The sequence below is a fragment of the Planotetraspora silvatica genome (genome assembly GCF_016863315.1).
Lineage (GTDB): Bacteria > Actinomycetota > Actinomycetes > Streptosporangiales > Streptosporangiaceae > Planotetraspora > Planotetraspora silvatica.
This window is the reverse complement of sequence record NZ_BOOQ01000015.1, coordinates 56,534-79,921: the sequence shown is the minus strand read 5'-3', so window position 1 is coordinate 79,921 and position 23,388 is coordinate 56,534. Positions and strand designations below refer to the sequence as shown.

The following is a 23,388-nucleotide window of genomic DNA, read 5'->3' as shown; positions in this document are numbered from 1 at the left end:
CTAGAACGACGTTGGCACGCTCCGTACGGAGAAAGCTGCCAACAGTCCGCCAAATGCTTGGCTCTTCCTGACAGTCGGGTCGATCATGCACAATCGGCGTGAGCCCTTGACACCCCGGAGCGCATGATGACGATGGACCCGGCCCCCCCGGCAATGCGCCTGGCCAGCACGGGAACGATCCTCCACGGTGTCTCGGTGGGCGAGGTGCTCGGGGTGTCGACCCTGGCGGACGCCCGGCTGATCGCCGGCAAGAGCGGGCTCGACCGCATCGTCCAGCGGCTGAACGTCATGGAGGTCCCCGACATCCTCGCGTGGGTGAAGCCGCACGAGTTGCTGCTCACGACGGGATATCCGCTTCGGAACACGCCGCAGTCGCTCGACCGCCTTGTGGCCGACCTCGACGAGCGGGGGCTCGCCGCCCTCGCGATCAAACTCGGTCGCTATCTGGACGAACTGCCAGGAGAGATGGTCGAGCAGGCCGACAGGCTGGGCTTCCCGCTGATCCTGCTGCCGAACGACGTCGGCTTCGACGACATCCTCAACCAGGTGCTCACCGACATCCTCAACCGGCACGCGGCGATACTCGCGCGGACGGAGGAGGCGCACCGGGCCCTCGTGCAGATCGTGCTCGCGGGCGGGGGGATGCGCGAGGTGACGGCCGAGGTCGCCGGGCTGCTGCACGCGGCCGTGGCGGCCGTCGACGCCTCCGGCCGGCTCCTGGCCACCGCGGGCGACGCCGAACAGGTCACGATGTTGCGGGAGGCGCACGGCGCGGGAGCGGGGACGCCCGCGCCGACGGTGGAACCCGTGACGGGAGCCGACGGGCACTACGTGGCGGTCCCGGTCGTGGCCGGAGGCCACCACCACGGCAGGATCGCCGCGTTCAGCGCGGCCGGCACGCTCACCCCGAGCGACATCGGGATCCTCGAGCGGGCGGCGACAGTCGTGGCCCTCGTCATCACCCGGCAGGAGGCGATCACCGCCGTCGAGAGCAAGTACCGCGCCGACTTCCTGCGGGACGTGCTCACCGGCCGGGGCGGGACGCGGGTCGCGGAACGCGCCCAGGCCTTCGGCTGGAATCTGGAACGCCCCGTGAGCGTGCTGGTGGCGGAGATCGACCCGGACGCCGACGAGCGCTCGGCGCAGGACCGCATGCTCGCGGCCTGGCAGGCGGCGGTGCGCAAGTACGACCCGAAGGGCGCGGTCGCCGGCTTCTCCCATGAGGTCGTCGCCATCGTCGGAGCCGACGTGGACGCCCCCCGGCTCGCCAGGGACGCGCTGGCCGCCATCACCGACGGCACGTTCTCGACCGGGCTCAGCCGGGTCTCGGGCGGGACCGACTCCCTTCCCGCGGCCTACGGCCAGGCGCTCAAGGCCGCCAGGGTGGGGCGTCAGCTCCACGGGTCGGGGGCCGTCGCCCACTTCGACGAGCTCGGCGTCTACCGGCTGCTGTCGTTGGTGAACGACACCGACGAACTCCACGCGTTCGTCCGGGAGACGCTCGGGTCGCTCGCGGGGGACGACGACGTGGAGAACGCCGACCTGCGCAGAACCCTGCAGGTGCTGCTGGACACCAACCTCAACGTCGCCGAGACGGCACGCAGGCTGCACTTCCACTACAACACGCTCCGCTACCGGATCGGCAAGCTGGAGCGGCTGCTCGGCAACTTCACCGAGGACGCCCACCTGAGGCTGAACCTGACCCTGGCGCTCCACGTGCTCCGCATGCGTGGCATCTGACCCTATATTGACGCCGTGAGAGAGACCTTCGAGCTCAGAGGCGACTACATCCCCCTCTGCGACCTGCTGAAATTCTGCTTCGTCACCGAGAGCGGCGGCGCGGCCAAACATCTCATCGCCGAGGGGAACGTCCTGGTGGACGGCGACGTGGAGTTGCGCAAGGCGTGCAAGATCCGCGCAGGTCAGGTCGTCAGCGGCGACGGCTTCGAGATCCGGGTGATCGCCTCCCCCTGATCGGCGACCGAGCGCACGGAGACGGTTCCCGGACGGTGCGCGAGGTTTCGGCGTCAACCGGGTCCCGCTTTGGCAGATCATGCCCATGTCTAACGGCCGCAGCGGTCTTACAGTCCCGGCAAACGGTCGAGATCGACCGGCACGAAACGCCGCGGCGGGACGCCTGCGGGGTGGCCACCGGCCCACGGCCCGTTTAGCTGAAGGGGCTCACATGGCATTTCGATGGACTGTCCACGGTGAGGGACGAGGCCTCGCGCCGGGCGAGGTGGTCAAGCCCGACGAGCGGCTCAGCTGGCCGCGGATGGCGGGCTTCGGCGCCCAGCACGTGATCGCGATGTTCGGCGCGACATTCGTCTTCCCGCTCGTCATGGGTCTGGACCCGAACCTCGCGATCATGATGTCGGGCGTCGCCACGATCATCTTCCTGCTCATCGTGCAGGGCAGGATCCCCAGTTATCTCGGGACGTCGGCGTCGTTCGTCGGCGCCGTCGCGGCCATCCGCGCGGCCCAGGGCGACAGCGCGACGGTCACCGGCGCGATCCTGGTGGCCGGCCTGGTCCTGGCCGCGGTCGGCGTGGCCATCCACTACCTCGGCGTGCAGATCATCCACAAGATCTTCCCTCCGGTGGTGACCGGCGCGGTGGTCATGCTGATCGGGCTCGGCCTCGCGTACGTGGTGGCCGACATCTACTGGCCCCAGGATCCGTGGATCGCGCTCGTCACGATGTGCGCGACCGGCGTGTTCCTCGTGGTGTTCAAGGGCTTCCTCGGCCGGATCGGCATCCTGCTCGGCCTGGTCTTCGGATTCGCCGTGTCCTGGCTCGTCGACAAGATCTGGGGGAACATCACCGCCCTCAACGCCGGGACCGGCCAGATCGACACGCATCCCCGCGTCAACTTCGGCAACGTGACGGCGGCGGACTGGTTCGGCCTGCCCAGCTTCCACGCGCCGACCTTCCAGGCCTCGGCGGTCGTCCTCGTCCTGCCCGCCGTCATCGCGCTCATCGCGGAGAACGTCGGCCACGTCAAGGCCGTCGGCGAGATGACCGGCACGGACGTCGACCCGCTCGTCGGCCGGGCCATCATCGGCGACGGTGTGGGCACCGCACTCGCGAGCGCGGTCGGCGGCTCACCGACGACCACCTACGCGGAGAACATCGGCGTCATGGCGGCCACCCGCGTCTATTCGACGGCCGCCTACTACATCGCCGCCGTCGTGGCGATCCTGTTCGGCTTCATCCCGAAGTTCGGCGCCCTGGTCGCCGCCACGCCCGGAGGCGTGCTGGGCGGCATCACGGTCATCCTGTACGGCATGATCGGCCTGCTGGGCGCGAAGATCTGGATCGAGAACCGGGTGGACTTCTCCGATCCGGTCAACATGGTCCCGATCGGAGCGGGGATCATCCTCGCGGTGGGCCCCGTGACGCACCAGATCACCGACGATTTCTCGCTAGCCGGCATCACGCTCGGCACCATAGTGGTACTTGGTGGATATCACCTGCTGCGCGCGATGGCGCGCCGTCCGGACAAGGAGGTCTCCGGTGGGGAGATCGGATTCGAGCGAGACGCGACGGCAGGCTGACGGGCGGATCCCCCGGTCGTGAAGCCACCCCCCTTCGACTATCACCGGCCCGCCGGTCTCGGCGAGGCGCTCCAGGCCCTCGCCGAGGCCGGCTCGCACGGCAAGGTGCTGGCGGGGGGCCAGAGCCTGATCCCGCTGCTCAACATGCGGCTGGCCGCGCCCGGGCACCTCGTCGACATCAACGGCCTGACGGAGCTCGCCACGATATCCGCGGACGCGTCCGGTGTGCGGGTGGGCGCCCTGGCCCGGCACGCGGCCGTGGAACGCGACGGCTCCGCGCGCGCCGTCCAGCCGCTGCTGGCCCAGGCACTCGCGCTGGTCGCCCATCCCGTCATCCGCAATCGCGGGACCGTCGTCGGCAGCCTCGTCCACGCCGATCCGTCCGCGGAGATGCCCGCCGTCCTCGCCCTCCTCGGAGGCTCCGTACGGCTGGCGCGCCTCGGGGGCGAGCGCGACGTGCACGCCCGGGACTTCTTCGTCGGGCCGCTGGAGTCGGCCTGCCTGCCGGGAGAGATGGCGGTGTCGGCGTTCTTCCCCGCGCTGCCCGAGCGGTCGGGCACCGCGTTCTGCGAGGTGGCCCGGCGCCACGGCGACTACGCCGTGGCCGGAGTGGCCGCCGCCGTCACGCTGGACGAGGACTTCCGGATCATCGCGGCCCGGGTGGCGTGCGTCAGCGTCGGCCCGGTCCCCGTGGTGGTCGACGTGACCGGCGTCTGCGGCCAGCGCCCCCCGGCGTCCGTCGACTGGGACGAGGTCGCGAGAGCCGTACAGGACCGGATCGAGCCCGAGGGCGACATCCACGCGACGGCCGGCTACCGGCGGCACCTCACCGGGGTGCTCGTCACGCGGGCCCTGCGCGGCGCGGCCCAGGACGCGGCCCGGAGCGGGGCAAACGACGCGGGGGAGGGACGGGCATGAGCGAGCGAACCGGCGAGCACCGGCACGCCATCACGCTGACCGTCAACGGCGTGCTGCGCGAGGCGGCGGTGCCCGCCCGGCGGTTGTTGTCCGACTGCCTGCGCCACGACCTCGGTCTCACCGGCACGCACGTCGGATGCGAGCACGGAGTGTGCGGCGCGTGCACGGTGCTGCTGGACGGCGAGCCGGTCCGGTCGTGCCTGACGTTCGCGGTGACGGTCGACGGCCACGAGATCACCACGGTCGAGGGACTGGCGGAGCGCGGCGAACTGTCCCCGGTGCAGCGGGCCTTCTCGGAGTGCCACGGGCTGCAGTGCGGCTTCTGCACTCCCGGCTTCCTCTGCACGGTCACCGCCTTCCTGCGGGACAACCGGACGCCGACCGACGAGGAGGTCCTGGAGGCCGTCTCCGGCAACCTGTGCCGGTGCACCGGCTACCAGAACATCATCAAGGCGGTCCATCGCGCCGCGGAGATCCAGGCGGAGGAGTCCGGGTGACGACGAAGCTGTTCGGGGAGCGGGTCCAGCGGCGCGAGGACGCCCGGCTGATCACCGGCCAGGGGCGGTTCCTGGACGACCTCGGCGCGAACGCGCTGGCCGCGGCCTTCGTCAGGTCGCCGCACGCCCACGCCAGGATCAGGGACGTCGACGTCTCCGCCGCGCTGGACGTGGAGGGCCTGGTCGCGATCTACACGTGGGAGGACCTGCCCGGGCTGCTCGCCGAGCCGCTGCCGCTGCTGATCCCGCATCCCGCGCTCACCCACGGCCGCACGGGCCACGCCCTCGCGCGCGACATCGTGCGGCACGTCGGCGAGCCCGTCGTCATGGTCGTGGCCGCCGACCGTTACGTGGCCGAGGACGCGTGCTCGCTCATCGAGGTCGACTACGAGATCCTCAAGCCGGTCGTGGGGGTCGAGGAGGCCGCGGAGGCGGTCAACCTCGTCCACGCCGACGTGCCCGGCAACGTCGGCGCGCACCTCGTCCAGGAGGTGCCGTCGCCGGACGGGCTGTCCGCGCGGGAGGCCATCGAGGCCGCCCCCCACACGCTCGCGTTCCGGCTCGACATCGAGCGGAGCGCGTCCATGCCCCTGGAGGGCAAGGGCGTCTACGCCCGCTGGGACGCCGACGACCAGTCGCTGCGCGTCTACTCCTCCACGCAGACCTCCACCAGCGTGCGGATGGCCGTCGCGGCCAAGCTCGGGCTGCCGCTGCCCAAGGTGGAGGTCGTCGCGCCGGACGTGGGCGGCGGCTTCGGCGTCAAGATCGTCCACCCGTGGCCGGAGGAGATCCTCGTGCCGTGGGCGGCCCGCCTGCTCGACCGCGAGGTCAAGTGGACCGAGGACCGGCGCGAGCATTTCATCTCCTCGGCGCACGAGCGCGCCCAGGTGCACCACGTGCGGGTCGGCTTCGACGACGACGGGCGCGTCCTCGGCCTCGACGTCAACATCCTGCACGACCACGGCGCCTACACGCCGTACGGCATCATCGTGCCCATCATCACCTCGACCCAGCTGGTCGGGCCGTACAAGATCGGCGCCTACCGGGTCGAGTTCTCCTCGATCTACACCAACACCGTGCAGGTCACGCCGTACCGCGGCGCGGGCAGGCCCCAGGGCGTGTTCTGCATGGAGCGCACGATGGACCGGATCGCGGCCCACCTCGGCCTGGACCGGACCGAGGTGCGGACGGCCAACTTCATCCAGCCCGGCGAGTTCCCCTACGACCAGGGCATGACCTTCCAGGACGGCCGCCCGCTCATCTACGACAGCGGCGACTACCCCGAGTCACTGCGGATGCTCAAGGAGCTCATCGGCTGGGACTCCTTCCCGGCGATGAAGGCCGAGGCCGCCGCCGAGGGGCGGGCCATCGGCATCGGCGTCGGCTGCTACGTCGAGGGCACCGGGGTCGGGCCGTACGAAGGCGGCCACGTGCAGATCACCTCCGACGGGCGGGTGCACGTCTCGACCGGCCTCACCTCGCAGGGGCAGGGCCACGAGACCGTGTTCGCGCAGATCGCGGCGACCGAACTCGGCGTGCCCATCGAGAAGGTGTCCGTCGTCACCGGCGACACCCGGCGGTTCGGCTACGCCGTGGGGACGTTCGCCTCGCGGGCGGCGGTCATGAGCGGCAACGCCATCGCCCTCGCCTGCAGGAAGGTGCGGGACAAGGCCCTGAAGGTCGCCGCGGACGCCCTCGAGGCCGATCCCCGCGACCTGGAGATCACCGACGGCGTCGTCCACGTGGCCGGCACGCCGTCGGCGTCGATCCCCCTGGCGACGGTCGCGGTGCTGTCCAACCCGCTGAGGTACGCCTTCGACAAGGAGACCCAGCGGGCCACGCAGTTCGCCGGGGCGCAGGACGACGACCGGCCCCCGGTGGCGGACGGCGAGGAGCCCGGGATGGAGGGCAAGGACTACTACTCGCCGATCCGGTCGACGTTCGCGTCCGGCATGCACGCCGCCATCGTGGAGACCGACCCGCTGACGGCCGAGATCAAGATCCTCCGGTACGTGGTCGTCCACGACTGCGGCAAGCTGATCAACCCGATGATCGTCGAAGGGCAGATCCACGGGGGAGTGGGCCAGGGCGTGGGCGGCGCACTCTACGAGAAGATGGTCTACGACGAGCACGGGCAACTGCTGAACGCCTCGTTCATGGACTTCCTGATGCCCTACGCCACCGAGGTGCCGCGGATCGAGACCGCGCATCTGGAGACGCCCTCGCCGCTGAACCCGCTGGGGGTCAAGGGGGCGGGGGAGGCCGGGGTGATCCCCGTCTCCGCCGTCATCGCCGCCGCGATCGAGGACGCCGAGGGCATCACGATCGACAGGATGCCGATCTCCCCCTCCGACCTCTACTCGCTGCGGGCGGAGACGCGCCTGCGGAAGATCCAGTAGGTCCACGCCTGGTAGGCGATCACCCCGGGAAGGGCGATCACGCCGAGCCAGGTGAGCACGGTGAGGGTGTAGGGCGCGGACGCCGCCTCCGTGACCGTGATCCCGGGCATCGGGGCCGGCCAGAGCGCCCCGAACAGGGTGGCCGTCGTGAACACGATCGCGCCCGCGGTGGCGGCGAACGCCCAGCCCTCCCTGCGCCGCCAGATCAGTGCGGCGCCCGACGCCAGGGCGGCCATGGCGGCCAGCGCCGAGGCCCACAGGAACGGCGACGCGGACCAGTCGGGAACGGTCAGGGCGGACGACCCGGGCACGGACGGCAGCGCGACCGCCGCGAGGGGGACCGCACCCGCCGACACCAGGAGCGCGGCCCTTCTGGCGCGGGCCCGGACGGGCCCCGTCGTCCGCAGCGCGACGAACACCGCGCCGTGGAGCGTCGCCATCGCCAGCGACAGCGCGCCGCCGACCGCGGCCGCCGCGGCCGTGCCGTACAGCATGTGCCCGAAGATCGCGCCCCACAGGAACGCGGGGAGCACGCTGCCCGCCACGATCCCGGCGTCGCAGAGCGCCAGTTCCCGCCGGGAGGTCACCTTGCCGCGCCACTCCAGGCCGACGCCGCGCACGATGAGCCCGATGATGACGAGGAAGAGGGGGAGGTAGAAGCCGCTGAGCATGTGGGCGTACCACGCGGGGAAGGCGGCGAACATCGCGCCGACGGCCGTGATCAGCCAGACCTCGTTGCCGTCCCAGACCGGCCCGATCGTCGTGAGGACCTGCCGGCGGTCCGCCTCGGACCGGGACAGCAGCGGAAGCAGCGCGCCCACGCCGAAGTCGAACCCCTCCAGGACGAAGTAGCCCGTCCAGAGGAACGCGATCACGATGAACCAGAACGTCGTCAGCGTCATGGGATGCTCCTCAGTACATGAGGGTCGGCGTCAGCCGCGCCTCGTCGGAGGGGACCGGTTCGACCGGCATCGGTTCGGGACCGGCCTTGACGTGGCGCATCAGCAGGACGCCCTCCGCGACGGCGAGCACGCCGTACAGGAGGGTGAATCCCGCCAGGGTGGCGGCCACCTCGGTCAGGGCGACGCCGGGCGACACGCTGGCCGCGGTCATGAGCTCGCCCTGCACCGTCCAGGGCTGGCGGCCGATCTCGCTGAGCAGCCAGCCCGCGACGATCGCCACCGTGGGCAGGGGCAGCGCGAGCACGCAGAGGCGGGCGAACCAGCGCGGGAGCGCCGTCGTGCGCCGTCTCCGGCGGGTGAGCCACAGGCCGAGCACGGACAGCCCGACGGTCGTCATGCCGAACACGATCATCACGCGGAACGACCAGAAGACCACCGGCAGGTTCGGCGTGTAGTCGGCGGGCCCGAAGGCGGCCGCGTACCGCCGCTGGACGTCGTCCATGCCCTGGACCACGGCCTGCGGGTCGTGGGCGGCCAGAAGGCTCAGCAGATCGGGCACCTCGAGGCCCGGCACCACGCTGAAGGGCGCGCCGGCCGTGTCGTGGCGCAGGCCCTCGGCCGCGGCGAGCTTCATCGGCTGCTGCTCACGGAGCATGCGCGCGGACTGGTCGCCGGTGCCGGCCACCACGATCCCGGCGATCGCGGTCATGACGAGGGCGCCGCGCAGGCTGGTCCGCCACATGCCGGCCGTCCCGCCCGATCCCTCGCGCAGGATCCGGTAGCCGCTGACCGCGATCACGAAACCGCCGGCCACGACGAACGCGCCCGCGACCACGTGGGGCACCTGGGCGAGCGCCGTCGAGTTGGTCAGCACGGCCCACAGGTCGGTCATCCGGGCCCGGCCGCCGACCACCTCGTAGCCGACGGGGTGCTTCATCCACGCGTTCGCGGCGAGGATGAAGTACGCGGACAGGTTGGAGCCGATGACGGCGGCCCACAGGCAGGCGAGGTGCACCCTGCGTGGCAGCCGCTCCCAGCCGAAGATCCACAGGCCGAGGAAGGTCGACTCCAGGAAGAACGCGAGCAGCGCCTCCATCGCCAGCGGCGCTCCGAAGACGTCGCCCACGAAGATCGAGTACTGGCTCCAGTTCATCCCGAACTGGAACTCCTGCACGATCCCGGTGACGACCCCCATCGCGAAGTTGATCAGAAAGAGCTTGCCGAAGAACTTGGTGAGCCTCAGCAGGTGCTCGCCGTCCCCGCCCTTGCGTGTGCGGCGGTACCACGCCGTCTGCAGTCCTGCGACGAAGACGCCGAGGCCGATCGTCAGGGGTACGAAGAGAAAGTGGTAGACGGTGGTGACCCCGAACTGCCACCGTGCCAGGTCCAGCGCGTCCATGTCCCCCTCGCGGGTGCCGGAGCTCTACAGCTTGTAGTTCTACTCCTAGTAGTACTACAAGCCGTAGAGCAATGAGGGCGTGCGGTGCCGGGAGTCGATGCGATCTACGTCACAGGTGTTGTGAATCCCGAAGAACAGATGTTGTGAATCCCGGAGATACGCCATCAATGGTCGGCTCGCCCGGCGGGACGGACATCCGCCACACGGGTGATCCGTCTGTACGCCGACCGACCGATTGGGCATGAGTACCGCTGCGACGACCGGGTGACGTGTGAACTTCTGAGTAACTCCGCCGCGAGGGGGAGGCAGATCTTGCCGTACTCGCCGGTCCCGGAGATTGTCTAGTGTGCTCGGCATCGGAGGTGCCCATGAAGGTCGTTGGCAGTGCACTGCTCGCAGTCGAGCGCAAGCGGGTCTGGGACGCGCTTCAGGACCCCGCCGTCCTGGTGCGGACGATCCCCGGCTGCGAGCGCCTGGAGGAGATCGGCGGCGACGCCTACAAGATGACGGTCGCGGCGGGGGTCGCGTCGATCAAGGGCGTCTATCAGGGTGAGGTCTCCCTCGCCGACCAGCACGAGCCCGAGCGCTTCGTGCTCAGGGCACGCGGCCAGGGGGCTCCCGGAACGGTCGAGGCCACCGTGCAGGTACGGCTCAGCGACGCGGAGGGCGGGACCCGCGTCGACTACGACGCCGAGGCCGTCGTGGGCGGCATGATCGGGGGAGTCGGCCAGCGCATGCTCGGTTCGGTGGCGAAGAGGACGGCCGGCGAGTTCTTCACCGCCGTCGAGCGGCATCTGGTGTCCGTACCCGTCGCGGTGCCCGGCGCCGAGGTCGTGTCCGCCGCCGGTGCCGGGGTCGTTTCCGGTGCCGGGGTCGTTTCCGGGGAGGCGGCCGCGGCGGCGCCCGGAGCCCAGGTCTTCACCCGTTCCCCCGAGCCGGCGGCCCAGAAGGGCACGCCCGTCTGGCCGGTGCTGACCGCGTTCGGCATGGGCGCCGGGATCGCGCTGGGAAGCGCGGTGATCGGCTGGCTGCTCGGGCGGTCGGGCCGGCGCCGCTGAGGAGCGCCCGACAAATGCCGGCCGCGCGCGGCAGGGCTTGATTTGTCAGACACGACCCGGCCTCTCCGGTCCCTGGTGGCAGGGTCTGACGACGGGATGAGTTTTCTTCGGCAGAGTGCGCCGGTTCCCGGTGCCGGTCGCGATCGGTAAACACTGGAGCATGGGTAGCGTCCGCATCGGGGTCGACACCGGGGGCACGTTCACGGACGTCGTCCTGGTCGACGAGGAGACCGGTGAGATCGTCACGACCAAGACTCCTTCGACACCTGCCAATCCGGCCGATGGGTTCATGGCAGGTGTCCACAAGGTCCTGGAGCTCCATACCGGCTCGGGCGATCTCGGCGACGTGTCCGCGATCGTCCACGGAACGACGGTGGCCACCAACCAGTTGCTCGAGGACCGTCCCGACGGCACCGCGCACCTGGGCTTCGTCACGACCGAGGGTTTCGAGTTCATCCTGGAGATCGCCCGGCAGAGCGTCCCGGACGGTTACGGCAATTCCTACTTCTGGGTCAAGCCGCCCCGGATCGTCCCCGTGCACCGGGTGCGCACCGTCGGCGGGCGGCTCGACCATCTCGGGCGGGAGATCAGGCCGTTCGACGAGGCGGGAGCCGTACAGGCCGCACGCTGGTTCGCCGGCAACGGTGTCACCGCGATCGGCGTGTGCTTCCTGCACTCCTACGCGAACCCCGACCACGAACGGCGCATGCGCGAGGTCATCGAGCGTGAGCATCCGGACGCGGTCGTCTCGTTGTCGAGCGACGTCCTGCGGGAGTACCGGGAGTACGAGCGGTCGGTCACCACGCTCGTCGACGCGGCGGTCAAACCGATCATGCGGCGGTACATCGGCAACCTGTCGGACCGGCTCGGCCGCCCCTTCTCGGTGATGAAGAGCAACGGCGGCGTGCTGTCGGCGTCCGAGGTGGTCCACCAGCCGATCACGACGGTCCTGTCCGGGCCCGCGGCGGGCGCCCTCGGCGCCGCCCTGATCGCCGGCACGGCCGGCCACCCCGGCGTGATCACGCTCGACGGCGGCGGCACGTCCACCGACGTGGCGGTGGTCGTCGACGGCGAACCCTCCCTGACGACCGAGGGCAACGTCGGCAGGTACCCCTGCAAGATCCCGATGATCGACATTGTGACCGTGGGCGCGGGCGGCGGGTCGATCGCCTGGATCTCCCGTGAGGGCACGTTGAAGGTCGGGCCCAAGTCGGCGGGCGCCGACCCGGGACCGCTCTGCTACGGCAGAGGCGGCACGGAGGTCACCGTCACCGACGCCCACGTCTTCCTCGGCCGGGTGCCTCCCCACCTCCTCGGCGGCGAGATCCCGCTCGACGTCTCCGCGGCCAGGGCGGGCATCGAGGCGCTGGCGGGCAAGCTCGGACTGTCGCCCGAGCGATGCGCGACCGGCATCCTCGAGATCAGCGCGTTCAACCAGTCGAACGCGATCCGCCAGATCACCGTCAAACGCGGCCTCGACGTGCGGGACTTCCCGATGGTCGCGTTCGGCGGCTCGGGACCGCTGCTCGCCTGCCGGCTGATCGACGTCCTCGGCCTCCGCGCGGCGATCGTCCCGCCGAACCCGGGCAACGTGTCGGCGTTCGGCCTGCTCACAGTGGACGTGAAGAACGACTACGTCCGCACCCACGTCTCCCGCGACCCCTCGCAGGAGACGCTGCGGGCCGTGTTCGCCGAACTGGAGGGCCAGGCCGCCGCCGCGCTCGACCGCGAGGGCTTCGCGAGTCACGTGTACGCGCGCAGCGCCGACCTCCGCTACTACGGCCAGGCCTACGAGGTCAGGGTGCCCGCCCCGGACGGGCCGCCGGACGAGGGCTGGCGGGCCGCCGTCGTGGACCGGTTCCACGAGGCGCACCAGCGGCTCTACGGGTACGGCTACCGCGACGACTCCCGCCACGCCGTCGAATGGGTGAACCTGCGGGTCTCCGGCATCGGCCCGATCACCCGCCCCAAGATCGCGCGCCTGCCGTACCAGCCGGACGAGCCGAGCCCGGTGGCGACGCGGGACGTGTTCTACGAACGGTGGGGCCGCACGGTGATCTACCGCCGGGGCGACCTCCGCGCGGGCGCCGTGGTGACCGGCCCCGCGGTCATCGAGGAATACGGCTCGACCCTGCCGGTGCACCCCGGCTTCACGGCGACCATGGACGACTACGGCAACCTCGTGGTGGTGAGCGACCGATGACCGACGTCGACCCGATTCTGGTGGAGATCGTGGAGGGGACGCTCGCGTCGGTCGAGATGGAGGTCGAGACCTCGATCGCGCGGACCGCCCGCTCGCCCATGATCCGCGACGCGCACGACTTCCGCGCCGGCATCCACGACGTACGGCTGCGCAAGCTGACCGGCAGGTCCTACTCGGCGCTGGTCCAGCCCGTCGTCCGGGACTTCCCGATCGGGACGATGAGGCCGGGCGACGTCTACTTCCACAACGACGTCTACCTGTCGGAAGGCGGGATCGGCCACCTGCCTGATCTGTGCGTGACCGTGCCGGTGTTCCACCAGGGAGAGGTGGTGGCCTTCGTCCAGGCGTTCGGGCACCACGACGACATCGGCGGGGCGGTGCCGGGCTCGATGCCGTCCCACGCGCGCAGCGCGTTCGAGGAGGGCCTGATGGTCCCCCCGATCAAGCTCTGGGACCAGGGCGTGCCCAACCGTGCGGCACTCACGATCATGACGCGCAACTCGCGCATGCCCGACTCGCTCGCGGGCGACCTGGACGCCGAGTGCTCCGCGTGCCTGATGGGCGCCCGGAGGCTGGGGGAGATCTTCGACCGCTACGGGCGGGAGGCCGTCGAGGCCTGCTTCGACGCGATCATCGCGAAGACGACGGAGACCTTCCGCAGGGAGTTGTTGTCGAAGATCCCCGAGGGGGTGCACGTCTGGGAGGACTACGCCGAGCACGACGGCGTCGACGAGCCCAGACTGCACACCCAGCGGATCACCCTGACCGTCGACCACGCGGCGGACGTTCCCCTGACGATCGACTTCACCGGGACCTCCGCCCAGGCCAAGGGGCCGATCAACCACGCCGGCGACTACGCCGACGGGGTCTTCCTGAAGAAGTGGCTCGCCCCGGTCCTGCGCAACCTCGCGGACACGCCGGAGCGGATGGCGGAACTCGACGTCAACGAGGGCGTCGTCCCGCTGATCAAGATGGTGTTCCCGGAGAAGGGCACGCTGCTGACCCCGATCTTCCCGGCGCCGACCAACGCCAGGACGTTCGTGATCCTCCGGCTCCTCGGCGTGCTGGCGGGCGTGCTCGCCAAGGCGACCGGCGGGCGCATGCCGGCCGACCAGGAGACCATCCGCTACACCGGGGTCTACGGCGAGTCCGGCGACGGCCCGTACCTGATGCGCGAGGTCCTCGGCGGAGGCTCGGGCGGGCGCTGGTACGCCGACGGGGAGGACACCATCCACGTCGTCCCCGACTCGCGCAACATCCCCGTGGAGTTCGCCGAGGCGCGGTGGCCGTTCCTGGTCGAACGGCTCGGGCTGGCCGTCGACAGCGGCGGCCCGGGGGAGTTCCGCGGCGGTCTCGGCTACGACAAGCACATCCGCATGTTGCGGGACGCGTCGTTCATGTCGATCGCGGACCGGTCGATCCTCGCGTGCTGGGGCGTGAACGGCGGCCGGGCGGGCCGTCCCTTTCTCGTCACGGTGAACGGCGAGGAGATGGAGGGCCTGGTGGACGACTTCCCCGTGAAGGAGGGGGAGATCGTGCGCGTCAGGACCACAGGAGGCGGCGGTTGGGGCTCGCCGTACGAACGGGAGGCCGGGCGGGTGGCCGCCGACGTCCGCGACGGGAAGGTCTCCCCGGAGGCCGCGCGGGACGACTACGGCGTCGTCCTGCACGGCTCACGCGACGATCTGCGGATCGATGACGAGGCGACGGAGCGGCTGCGGGCGGCCAAGCGGACGCGGCAGGACGCCTTCTTCGACCGCGGGCCCGGTTATCCGCGGCTGTCCGGCGGACGGGCGCATGCCGAGGTCGACATCGTCTGAACCGGTCAGGACCAGCCGGTCAGGCTCGAAGCGGCCGCCCGGGAGACCATGCGAGGGGTGGCCCGAAGCTCTCCTTCGAGTTCGGCGAGGACGTGCCGGGCGGCCGCCCTGACGCGGGCCCTGCGTCCGTTGAGCTCGTCGCCGAACGCCCGGGCCGTGGGTCCCACCCACACCGCCCGGCCGCCGAATGTCGCGCAGGCGTTGTCGAGGGCCGTCTCCAGCACGTGAATGTGCTCTCGTGCGGCCGCGAGCGCCGTCTCCAGGTCCCGATATCTCGGGTTGGGGACCAGATCGTCGTCGAGGGGCAACGCCTGACTCCTGCTGCGAATGACGTAGGGATATTCGGGGTGGCGCAGCGGTTCTGCTTGAGATTATGTGGGCTGGACCCGATCACTGCCACTCGCGGAGGCGAAGAGAATGCTCGGCCTTTCAGCTCTCGTACGGCTTCGCGGTCTGGTCGTGGTCGTGGCGGTTGTGATCCCGCTGGCTCTCACCGGCTGCGACTCAGACGATGGCCCCACCGCAGCCCAAGCCGGCCAAACCCTGAAAAATCACATTCTCGGAGTGCTGCATGAGCGAACCGCCTTGGATGTGACGATCACGGACGCGGGTGGCAAGAACGTGTCGTGTGGTGACGGTATGGCGAAACAGACTTTCGCGGCCACCGGCCGGGATTCCGCTGGCGACCCCAGTCCTGAGGGGCTGAATGCCTTGATGATTGGGGCACTCGGGCGCGTGGCGGACTATCGAATCGTCTCAGCCGATTCTCCTGGAAAGCCGGTCCGTGCCGTGAACGCCGACACGAGGACGACTCTGGTTTTCCAATCCCCGGGAAACGGCTTGTACGCCGTCGCCGGGGAAACCGACTGCCTGCCCGTGTCCTGAACTACTCCTCGAAGAATCGGGCACGTGGTGCGGTCATACTCAACTGACCGTTGAAGCGGTCGGCGAATCTGCTGGACAGCTTTGCCAGGGTCATGTCACTCGCGCGCGTGAGGCCGTTCTGTCGGGTCCATTCTTCAAATGCGCGAAGACCTGTGTCGCCGGATGCGAGAATGTCGGGAAAAGGCCGGAGACGGCCGTTGCCGTCGGCGATGGCGACACCAGGTGGGCAGGTCGCCTGATAGGCCTCAGGCGAGATGTCAGGGGGAAACCCCGCATCCATCAAGGATTGCGCCACAGCGTGCCGGCGTCCGAGTATCTGTGTGGTGGACGCCGCGCGAGTTTGATCCCTCTGCCTTTCTTGATTGGGCTCGTAGGTGTCGTAAGCCGACCAACCGGTGGACAACGCCGTCCAGAGAACGGCGCCTGTCATTCCACCTGGAATGACGATTCCCGCGATTCCCAGCGTGGTGCCGACCCCGAAGCTGAGGTCGTCATGGAGTTCTTCTGCCGCTTGGTCGGCCGCCTGAGCGAATTTCTCCTCAGCGGCCAACTCGAGACCGCTGACGTTGCCCAACGCCGCGAATGCCGCTTCCAATTCGGCTCCGTCGCGGCTTTTCAACATCACCGGAACGCCTTCATCGACAAGACGTTGAGTGAGGGCGCCCATGGCCTCGTCGAACGGCCGGCGGTTATCCGGCGTGTTGGCGAATGTCGCGATGAACCGATAGGTGTCCTCCGGGCTGAGCCGGAATGCGGGCCTCAGCCCGGGCACCATGGAGTCCACTGGTTGGAAGGAGCTGGGAAGCATCCGGTTGCCGTCTTCGAGGTAGGCGCCCTCGGTGATTTCTGTGGCATAGGCCCCGGCGATCTCGGCCAGATGCACGCGCACCTCTTCGCCGACCTCGAGTCTGCCGAGGGTTGTCATCACGGTGTAGGCGAAGAAGGCCGCTTCCCTGCTGTGTGCGCCGTCTTTCTCGTCGTACGCGCCTGATGCGGCCGCCAGCATCCGTCCGAACGCGTCACCGCGGCCCGCCTCTTGGTACATCCCGGCCGCGCTCTTGTTCAAGGCCGTGAGGAAGTCGCGCAGCTTGGCCGGGTCGCCTCCTGTCACCGTCGCGACGGCCAGGCGCGCGGCGGCGGGGTTGTTCCCCAGTGCGTAAAGATAACCGGCGTTGACATGCCGGGGATCGTCGAGACCACGCGCCACGACCGCCTCGGCCAGCCATTCGGGCGGGAACGCCCCGGAGCTGAGGAGAAGACTCGCGCCGAACCAGTCCTGTGAGGGCGGAGTAAGGATCGCGTTCTTCACTTGAGCGAATCCCGGCACATGAGATCCCCCGGTGACCGCGGTGCCGAATGCCAGGCTCACCGTTCGAAGCCAGAGGTCATCAGGCCGTGGCGGGCCCAGGGTCGCGTCCTCGGCAAGAGCGAAGAGGTTCTCGCGCAGCACCATGGGGAGATCCAGTGTGCCTTGCGGGCCGAGGGCGGCGAAGAAGGCCGCCGTGAATTCCGGATCGTGAAGGTGCTCGACCAGGCGGTACACGATCGTCCGGTAGTCCTCGTCTCGATCCGGGTTGAAGAACGAGTCCGAGATTCCGAGGTAGTCCGAGGCGAGTTGGCGGCCGAGGCGCTGGGCCTCCGCGGCGGGGAGGATCGCCTTCTCCTCGTACGGCAGGAGCCCGCCGGGCGCCCCGGGATTCCAGCCGGGCAGACGCGCGATGTTCTCCGCCATCTGGTGGCGTCTGCGCAGCTCCGGCAGGTTCTCGTCGATCCACCGCTCCGCCTCGCCGATGGGGTCGAGAGACGCCGCCGACACGCCGTTGGCGGCGAAGATGCGCCGGATCATCTCGGCCCGCTCACCGATCACGCCACGCGCGTGCTCGAGTTCGGTGACGAAGCCACCCAGCAGCGCGGGATCGATCCCGCTGAAGCCGGGAGAGAGCGGACCCGTCCCCGGTGGCACGTTTCCCATGTTCCGATCGCCCCTCCGACGCCCCAGGCGCACCAACGTAACGCCTCACGGATGGGTGCGCCGAGGCATTCGCCGTGAACCGTATGGCGGCAGTCAGGTGTGATCTTGTGATTTGAGGCGACACCCCTGGGTAGCCGACTCATGACAAAACGATACAAGGGTGGTGAACGGACAGATGGCGAAGCTCCTCGACCGGATCAAGGAATATCTCAGCGGTCCGCAGGGCCGGCGTATGACGGAGAAGGCGAAGACGATGGCCCGTGATCCGCGGAACAAGCAGCGGCTCCAGCGGCTGATGGATCGGTTCCGCGGGCACAAGACGCCCCACTGATCCCACGGTCCTGATTCCGCACGGCAGATCCCGCCGTGCGGGCCTTCACTGTGCGACCGCAGTGAGAACGACGCGCTGACGCGACGGGGCACCTGGTGAGCGGGTGGAGTCTCCAGTGGAAGTGATCCGGTCCACCTGGCAGTCTTGCCGGAAGAACCGGAATCGTCTTCCGTGGAGGCTGACCGTGCAGGGACCTCTCCGTAACCAGGGACCTCTCAGCGGCGTCGTCGTGCTCGACCTGTCCCGGGCTCTGGCCGGTCCGCATGGAGCGCAGATGCTGGGGGACCTGGGAGCGCACGTGATCAAGGTCGAGCACCCGTCCGGGGACGAGTCGCGAGGCTGGGGCCCGCCTTTCGTCGGGCCCGATCACGATATTTCGACCTATTACCTGGCGGCGAACCGCAACAAGCAGTCGATCACCGTCGACATGAAGTCGGCCGAGGGCCACGACCTCGTCGAAAGGCTCGTACGGCAGAGCGACGTGCTGGTCGAGAACTTCCGCACGGGGGTCCTCGACCGTCTCGGCTTCCCCGTCGAGCGTCTGCATGAGCTCAATCCGCGCCTGGTCATCCTGTCCATCACGGGGTTCGGGCATGACGGGCCCGAGGGCGGCAGGCCCGGGTATGACCAGATCGCCCAGGGCGAGGCGGGTCTCATGTCGCTCACGGGTCCGTCGCCGGACGAGCCGTACCGGGTCGGAGCCTCGATCGCCGACCTGCTGGCGGGCGTCCACGGCGCGTACGGCGTGGTCGCGGCGCTCTACGACCGGGAGCGGACCGGCCGCGGCACTGTGGTGCGCACGTCACTGCTGGCCTCGGTGGTCGGGGTGCACTCCTACCACGGGACGGCCTGGACCGTCGGGGAGACGGTTCCCCGGGCCTCCGGCAACCATCACGCCTCGATCGCGCCTTATGGGGCGTTCCACTGCGCGGACGGCATGATCCAGCTCGCGGTCGCCAACGACGGTCAGTGGCGGAAGACCGCCCAGCTACTGGACATAGATCCAGATATCCCGAAATATGCGACGAATAGGGATCGGTTCGCGCATCGAGAGGAGCTGATCGCCGACATGGGGAAAGCGCTGGCCGCGCACACCAGGGCGCACTGGCTGGCGACGCTCGGCGAGCTCGGTGTGCCCGCCGGCGCAATCCGCTCGATCGACGAGGTCTACGCCTGGGACCAGGTGCACTCGCAGGGCCTGGTGGTGACCGTCGACCATCCCGTGCTCGGCCCGATCGAGCTGCCCGGCCCGCCTCTGCGCTTCGACGGGGACACCGTCAGGGACCACACGCCGCCCCCCGCCCTGGGTCAGGACGGCGACGCCGTTCTCAGCTGGCTCCGCGAGCGCGAACGATGACCTCACGCCCGGACGCGCGCGCCCTCATCGTCCGGGTGCTCGACGCCCGGTCGTGGAAGTCGTGGGACGAACCGCCGTCCGACCGCGCCGTCCCCGGGTCGCAGTACGCCGATGAGATCGCCGCGGCCCGGGCCGCCACCGGTTACGACGAGGCGGTGATCACGGGGGAGGGCACGCTCGACGGCCGGCGGGTGGCCGTCGTGGCGTGCGAGTTCTCCTTCCTCGCCGGATCCATCGGAGTCGCCGCCACCGAGCGTCTGGTCCGCGCGATCGAGCGGGCCACCGCCGAGAGGCTGCCCCTGCTCGCCGCTCCGGCCAGTGGCGGAACCCGCATGCAGGAGGGCGCCCTCGCGTTCGCCCAGATGGTGAAGATCACCGTCGCGGTGGCGCGTCATCGCGACGCGGGCCTGCCGTACGTCGTCTACCTGCGCCATCCCACCACTGGCGGCGTCTTCGCGTCGTGGGGCTCGCTCGGCCACGTGACCGCGGCGGAGCCGGGGGCGCTCATCGGTTTCCTGGGCCCGCGGGTCTACGAGTCGCTCTACGGTTATCCGTTCCCCGAGGACGTGCAGGTCGCGGAGAACCTGTACGCCCACGGTCTCGTCGACGCCGTGGTGTCCGCGGAGGACGCGCGGGAGATCGCGATCAGGGCGCTCGCCGTGTTGTGCGCCCCGAGGAGGGGACTGGAACGCGGGCCGGAGCCGGAGGAGGCCGGCGAACCGGCCGAGGCGTGGGAGGCGATCATGCGCTCCCGGCGCGACGACCGGCCGGGGGTTCGGAGCCTGCTCAAACTGGGCGCGGACGATGTCACGCCGCTCAACGGCACCGGCACGGGGGAGCACGAGCCCGGCCTCATGCTCGCTCTCGCCCGGTTCGGTACGGCTCCCGCCGTCGTGCTGGGCCAGGACCGCAGGCGCCAGCGGGCCGGCGCCCCTCTCGGCCCGGCGGGGCTGCGGGTGGCGCGCCGCGGCATGCGTCTGGCGTCCGAACTGGGCCTCCCCCTGGTGACGGTGATCGACACGGCGGGAGCGGCGTTGTCCAAGGCGGCGGAGGAGGGCGGCCTCGCGGCGGAGATCGCCCGTTCGCTGGCCGACCTCGTCATGCTGGACGCGCCGACCGTGTGCCTGCTGCTCGGAGAGGGCGCGGGCGGCGCGGCGCTGGCCCTGCTGCCCGCCGACCGGGTCGTGTGCGCCCAGCACGGGTGGTTGTCCCCGCTCCCGCCGGAGGGCGCCTCGGCGATTCTCTACCGGACGGTCGACTTCGCCCCCGAGATCGCGCGGGCCCAGGGTGTCCGGGCCGCGGACCTGATGCGGGACGGCATCGTCGACCGGATCGTCCCCGAATGCCCTGACGCGGCCTACGAGCCCGGCGCTTTCTGCCGCAGGGTCGCCCGGACGCTCGAATACGAGATCATCGGCCTGCTCGACACGCCTGCCCAGGACCGTCTCGCCGCGCGGCTGGCACGCTACAGGTCGCTGGGGTCCTGATCGCCGGTGGTGGGGACGGGCACCCGCTCCACTCGGATCGAATGCACCTCATCCCGGGGGACGACCACCTCATACGCGCCGTGGTCGACCAGCCAGTAGCCGAGAGCCTCCGCCTTCATCCCGCTGTGACCGGTGTAGGCGATGTGCAGGCCGTCGGCGTCGCCGCTGTCGTCCTCGTCCAGGACGAGGCACGGCTCGCCGCCGAAGGCACCGACCGTGCGCAGCAGCGTGAGCGACTCGAGGTCGGATCGGCTCACGGTCAGCCGCCAGTAGCTGCCGACCTTGACGAACCCCTCGTCGGCGGACTCGCTGAACAGGACGACGTCGTCGCTTTCCGGGCCGATGGCCGCGGCGTAGGTCTGGGTGTGGTATTCGGCGACGAAACCCAGGCCGGCCGGTTCGATGTCCGTCATGACGCGGGCCGCCAGGTCAGGCCGTCGTACCCGGCGAAGGAGCGTTCCCCCGCGCCGGTGAGGTGGATGATCTCGGCTCCGGCCGGGATCGGCATCGGCATGGTGTGGAACTGGGGCACCACATGCTCCCGGGACGTGGTGAACCCGTTTCCCGTGAACGGCGGTGAATCGCTCCAATCCCCGCCCATGTGCGGGCCGTACGGGACGACGTAGGTGTCGATGTCACGCGCGTACCACCGCATGATGTACAGCTCGGGCACGTCCGGCGTCAGCTCCGATCCTTCGAAGCCCAGGTCGAGGGCTCCCACGAGTGACCCGGGAGTGGTGAGACGACCGCAGTCCTGCACGCGGTAGACGTACCCCGAGATGATCGTCCGTTTGCTCCCGAGGTACGGCACGAGCAGCCTGGGAGGGATCACCTTTTGCATCTGTGTCCTGTGTCCCGGCTCGCTCATGAGCCCAAGTTTACGAGCTGGTGATTCCAAGCCGGCGATGTTCCAGTGACGGAAGGGTCCTTCGCACGCTTTCGGTCAGGCGGGGGTCGATCTCCCCGACCTGTACGGCAGGCCCGGGACCGAGGTCCTGCCGTACGGCGCCCATCGGATCGATCAGCATGCTGCGGCCCACGCCGAACCCGTCGCGGGCGGCCGGGTTCGGAGCCTGGCCGACGGCGATCGTCCAGGTCGTGTTCTCTATCGCCCGCGCCCTGACCAGAGTGACCCAATGATCCTCCTTCATCGGGCCGGAGCCCCACGCCGCGATGACGGCGAAGGCGTCGGCGCCCCGGTCGACCAGTTCACGGGCCAGCTCGGGGAATCGGATGTCGTAGCAGGTGATGAGGCCGATCCTGAGCCCCGCCAGCTCCACGACGGCGGGCGCGTCTCCCGGCGCGACGAGCTCGGACTCCCGGGCGCCGAACGAGTCGAACAGGTGGATCTTCCGGTAGGCCCCGGCGAGCCGCCCCGTCTCGTCGAGGGCGACGGCCGTGTTGTGAACCCGGCCGTCGCCGGCGGGCTCGAAGACGCCCGCGATGACGGCGATGCCGTGCTCCCTGGCCGCGTCGGCGAGCCCGGTGACGAACGGGCCGTCGAGAGGCTCGGCGGCCTCCGCCACGCCTCTGCCGAACCGGGTGAGCGTCGCCTCGGGGAAAACGGCCAGGTCGGCGCCTTCCGCCTGGGCGAGGGCGTCACGAACGGTCTCGAGGTTCGTCTTCGGATCGTGGTCGATGGGGATCTGGCACAGGGCTATACGGGTCACGGATCCCAGTCTGCCGGTTGACGACCGGTTCCCACCAGGTGAGGGATCGCCAGACCCATTCCAGCGGGCCGTACCGGTAGCGCGTCAGCCACCACCGGCTGAAGGCGGCCTGCGCGACGAGCGCGGCGAGGGTCACGCCGACCACGGCCGTTCCCGTGCCGTCCGATCTCAGCAGCGGCGCCGCGGTCAGGATGACGGCCGTGCTGCTCACGTAGTTGGTCAGCGCCATCCTGCCGAGTGCCTCGAAGACCTCGGTCCGCCGGACGACCAGCAGGAAGCCGGTGCCGTACGCGGCCGCGCCGCACAGGGCCGCCGCCTGATAGACCCCGCCGCCGGGCGGCGAATGGTTCCACCACCAGGTCAGCGTCACGGCGAGCACCGCGCTCGTCCCGAACACGACCGGCGACGCCAGGCGCGCGGCTCGGCCGTACCTGACCGTGGCCAGGCCGAGCAGGAACAGCGCGGCGATCAGCACGTACGGCTTGGCCGTGACCATGGCGGCGACCATCGTCCCCGTGCCGGCGAGCAGAACGAGAGGTGTGGGCAGGAAGCTCGCCGGGAGGAGCACGGTGACGCCGAGGATCGCGTACGGCAGCAGCACCTCACCCGGCTCGACCCACCAGTGGGCCGCGCCGAGCAGGGCCAGGACGACGAGCCGCCGGAGCAGCACCAGCCGCGGACGACCGGTCCGTGCCCGCGCCGACTGGAGGAACAGCGCGAAGCCCATGCCGAAGAGGAACGCGAAGATCGGATAGAAGCGGCTCTGGAACAGGTTGCCCATCACCCAGTCGATCGACGTCGACTTCCGGTAGGCGAGGGTGTGCTGCCAGGTGTTGACGAGCATGATCCCGCAGATCGCGAGTCCGCGGAGCGCGTCGAGCGAGCGGACGCGGCCGGTCACCGGGGAGTGGTCCATGCCGGCCAGTCCACCACG

21 protein-coding genes are annotated in these 23,388 nt (G+C 70.0%); 13 read left to right on the top strand and 8 right to left on the bottom strand.

Features of this window, described 5'->3' with window-relative positions; all coding sequences use genetic code 11:
- Nucleotides 1-126: 126 nt before the first annotated feature.
- From Psi02_RS12835 to cutA, 6 genes are all read left to right on the top strand, one after another.
- Nucleotides 127-1,740: a PucR family transcriptional regulator gene (locus Psi02_RS12835; RefSeq protein ID WP_239094840.1), complete on the top strand. Its 1,614-nt coding sequence runs from the start codon at nucleotides 127-129 to the stop codon at nucleotides 1,738-1,740.
- 15 nt (nucleotides 1,741-1,755) lie between these two features.
- Nucleotides 1,756-1,974 (top strand): RNA-binding S4 domain-containing protein, encoded by a 219-nt coding sequence (locus Psi02_RS12830; protein WP_203973809.1) that lies wholly within the window; start codon nucleotides 1,756-1,758, stop codon nucleotides 1,972-1,974.
- 211 nt (nucleotides 1,975-2,185) lie between these two features.
- Complete coding sequence (locus tag Psi02_RS12825) at nucleotides 2,186-3,556, top strand: uracil-xanthine permease family protein (RefSeq protein ID WP_203973807.1); 1,371 nt, start codon at nucleotides 2,186-2,188, stop codon at nucleotides 3,554-3,556.
- Nucleotides 3,557-3,574: 18 nt separating this feature from the next.
- Entirely contained in the window at nucleotides 3,575-4,474 is a 900-nt protein-coding gene (locus Psi02_RS12820) for an FAD binding domain-containing protein (RefSeq protein ID WP_203973804.1), read from the top strand.
- Nucleotides 4,471-4,971 (top strand): (2Fe-2S)-binding protein, encoded by a 501-nt coding sequence (locus Psi02_RS12815; protein WP_203973802.1) that lies wholly within the window; start codon nucleotides 4,471-4,473, stop codon nucleotides 4,969-4,971. Before Psi02_RS12820 ends, Psi02_RS12815 begins: the two co-directional genes overlap by 4 nt.
- Nucleotides 4,968-7,370: an aerobic carbon-monoxide dehydrogenase large subunit gene (gene cutA, locus Psi02_RS12810; protein ID WP_203973800.1), complete on the top strand. Its 2,403-nt coding sequence runs from the start codon at nucleotides 4,968-4,970 to the stop codon at nucleotides 7,368-7,370. The genes Psi02_RS12815 and cutA overlap by 4 nt, the downstream gene beginning before the upstream one ends.
- Here cutA and cydB read toward each other — a convergent pair.
- Nucleotides 7,328-8,272, bottom strand: coding sequence for a cytochrome d ubiquinol oxidase subunit II (gene cydB, locus Psi02_RS12805; RefSeq protein ID WP_203973798.1), 945 nt, complete (start codon nucleotides 8,270-8,272; stop codon nucleotides 7,328-7,330). The genes cutA and cydB overlap by 43 nt on opposite strands.
- A gap of 10 nt (nucleotides 8,273-8,282) precedes the next feature.
- Nucleotides 8,283-9,671 carry a cytochrome ubiquinol oxidase subunit I gene (locus Psi02_RS12800; protein WP_203973797.1) on the bottom strand — a complete coding sequence of 463 codons (1,389 nt, stop codon included), beginning with the start codon at nucleotides 9,669-9,671 and terminating at the stop codon, nucleotides 8,283-8,285.
- A 368-nt stretch (nucleotides 9,672-10,039) separates the two neighbouring features.
- On the opposite strand from Psi02_RS12800, the gene Psi02_RS12795 reads away from it, so the two are divergent.
- From Psi02_RS12795 to Psi02_RS12785, 3 genes are all read left to right on the top strand, one after another.
- Entirely contained in the window at nucleotides 10,040-10,729 is a 690-nt protein-coding gene (locus tag Psi02_RS12795) for an SRPBCC family protein (RefSeq protein WP_203973795.1), read from the top strand.
- 160 nt (nucleotides 10,730-10,889) lie between these two features.
- A complete protein-coding gene (locus tag Psi02_RS12790; protein WP_203973793.1) occupies nucleotides 10,890-12,932 on the top strand; it encodes a hydantoinase/oxoprolinase family protein in 2,043 nt (680 codons plus the stop codon).
- Nucleotides 12,929-14,752, top strand: coding sequence for a hydantoinase B/oxoprolinase family protein (locus Psi02_RS12785; protein WP_203973791.1), 1,824 nt, complete (start codon nucleotides 12,929-12,931; stop codon nucleotides 14,750-14,752). The genes Psi02_RS12790 and Psi02_RS12785 overlap by 4 nt, the downstream gene beginning before the upstream one ends.
- A gap of 5 nt (nucleotides 14,753-14,757) precedes the next feature.
- Here Psi02_RS12785 and Psi02_RS12780 read toward each other — a convergent pair whose 3' ends face one another.
- On the bottom strand, nucleotides 14,758-15,060 hold the full coding sequence (locus Psi02_RS12780; RefSeq protein WP_203973789.1) for a hypothetical protein: 303 nt from the start codon (nucleotides 15,058-15,060) through the stop codon (nucleotides 14,758-14,760).
- A gap of 157 nt (nucleotides 15,061-15,217) precedes the next feature.
- On the opposite strand from Psi02_RS12780, the gene Psi02_RS12775 reads away from it, so the two are divergent.
- Nucleotides 15,218-15,637, top strand: a complete 420-nt coding sequence (locus Psi02_RS12775; protein WP_203973787.1) for a hypothetical protein — start codon at nucleotides 15,218-15,220, stop codon at nucleotides 15,635-15,637.
- 1 nt (nucleotide 15,638) lies between these two features.
- Here the strand turns inward: Psi02_RS12775 and Psi02_RS12770 are convergent, their stop codons facing one another.
- On the bottom strand, nucleotides 15,639-17,600 hold the full coding sequence (locus tag Psi02_RS12770) for a DUF6571 family protein (protein WP_203973785.1): 1,962 nt from the start codon (nucleotides 17,598-17,600) through the stop codon (nucleotides 15,639-15,641).
- A gap of 184 nt (nucleotides 17,601-17,784) precedes the next feature.
- Between Psi02_RS12770 and Psi02_RS12765 the strand changes: the two genes are divergently transcribed.
- The 3 genes from Psi02_RS12765 to Psi02_RS12755 all read left to right on the top strand — a co-directional run bounded on the left by Psi02_RS12765 (nucleotide 17,785) and on the right by Psi02_RS12755 (nucleotide 20,784).
- Nucleotides 17,785-17,940 carry a hypothetical protein gene (locus tag Psi02_RS12765; protein ID WP_203973783.1) on the top strand — a complete coding sequence of 52 codons (156 nt, stop codon included), beginning with the start codon at nucleotides 17,785-17,787 and terminating at the stop codon, nucleotides 17,938-17,940.
- A gap of 184 nt (nucleotides 17,941-18,124) precedes the next feature.
- Nucleotides 18,125-19,297 carry a CaiB/BaiF CoA transferase family protein gene (locus Psi02_RS12760; RefSeq protein WP_203973781.1) on the top strand — a complete coding sequence of 391 codons (1,173 nt, stop codon included), beginning with the start codon at nucleotides 18,125-18,127 and terminating at the stop codon, nucleotides 19,295-19,297.
- On the top strand, nucleotides 19,294-20,784 hold the full coding sequence (locus Psi02_RS12755) for a carboxyl transferase domain-containing protein (RefSeq protein ID WP_203973780.1): 1,491 nt from the start codon (nucleotides 19,294-19,296) through the stop codon (nucleotides 20,782-20,784). The genes Psi02_RS12760 and Psi02_RS12755 overlap by 4 nt, the downstream gene beginning before the upstream one ends.
- On the opposite strand, the gene Psi02_RS12750 is transcribed toward Psi02_RS12755, so the two are convergent.
- From Psi02_RS12750 to Psi02_RS12735, 4 genes are read right to left on the bottom strand one after another with little or no spacing between them, the layout of a single operon-like run.
- Entirely contained in the window at nucleotides 20,763-21,197 is a 435-nt protein-coding gene (locus tag Psi02_RS12750; RefSeq protein WP_203973779.1) for a hypothetical protein, read from the bottom strand. The genes Psi02_RS12755 and Psi02_RS12750 overlap by 22 nt on opposite strands.
- On the bottom strand, nucleotides 21,194-21,652 hold the full coding sequence (locus Psi02_RS12745) for a hypothetical protein (RefSeq protein ID WP_239094839.1): 459 nt from the start codon (nucleotides 21,650-21,652) through the stop codon (nucleotides 21,194-21,196). The genes Psi02_RS12750 and Psi02_RS12745 overlap by 4 nt, the downstream gene beginning before the upstream one ends.
- Nucleotides 21,653-21,662: 10 nt before the next feature.
- Nucleotides 21,663-22,454: a carbon-nitrogen hydrolase family protein gene (locus Psi02_RS12740; protein WP_203973778.1), complete on the bottom strand. Its 792-nt coding sequence runs from the start codon at nucleotides 22,452-22,454 to the stop codon at nucleotides 21,663-21,665.
- A complete protein-coding gene (locus tag Psi02_RS12735; protein ID WP_203973777.1) occupies nucleotides 22,384-23,370 on the bottom strand; it encodes a DUF418 domain-containing protein in 987 nt (328 codons plus the stop codon). The genes Psi02_RS12740 and Psi02_RS12735 overlap by 71 nt, the downstream gene beginning before the upstream one ends.
- Nucleotides 23,371-23,388: the final 18 nt, after the last annotated feature.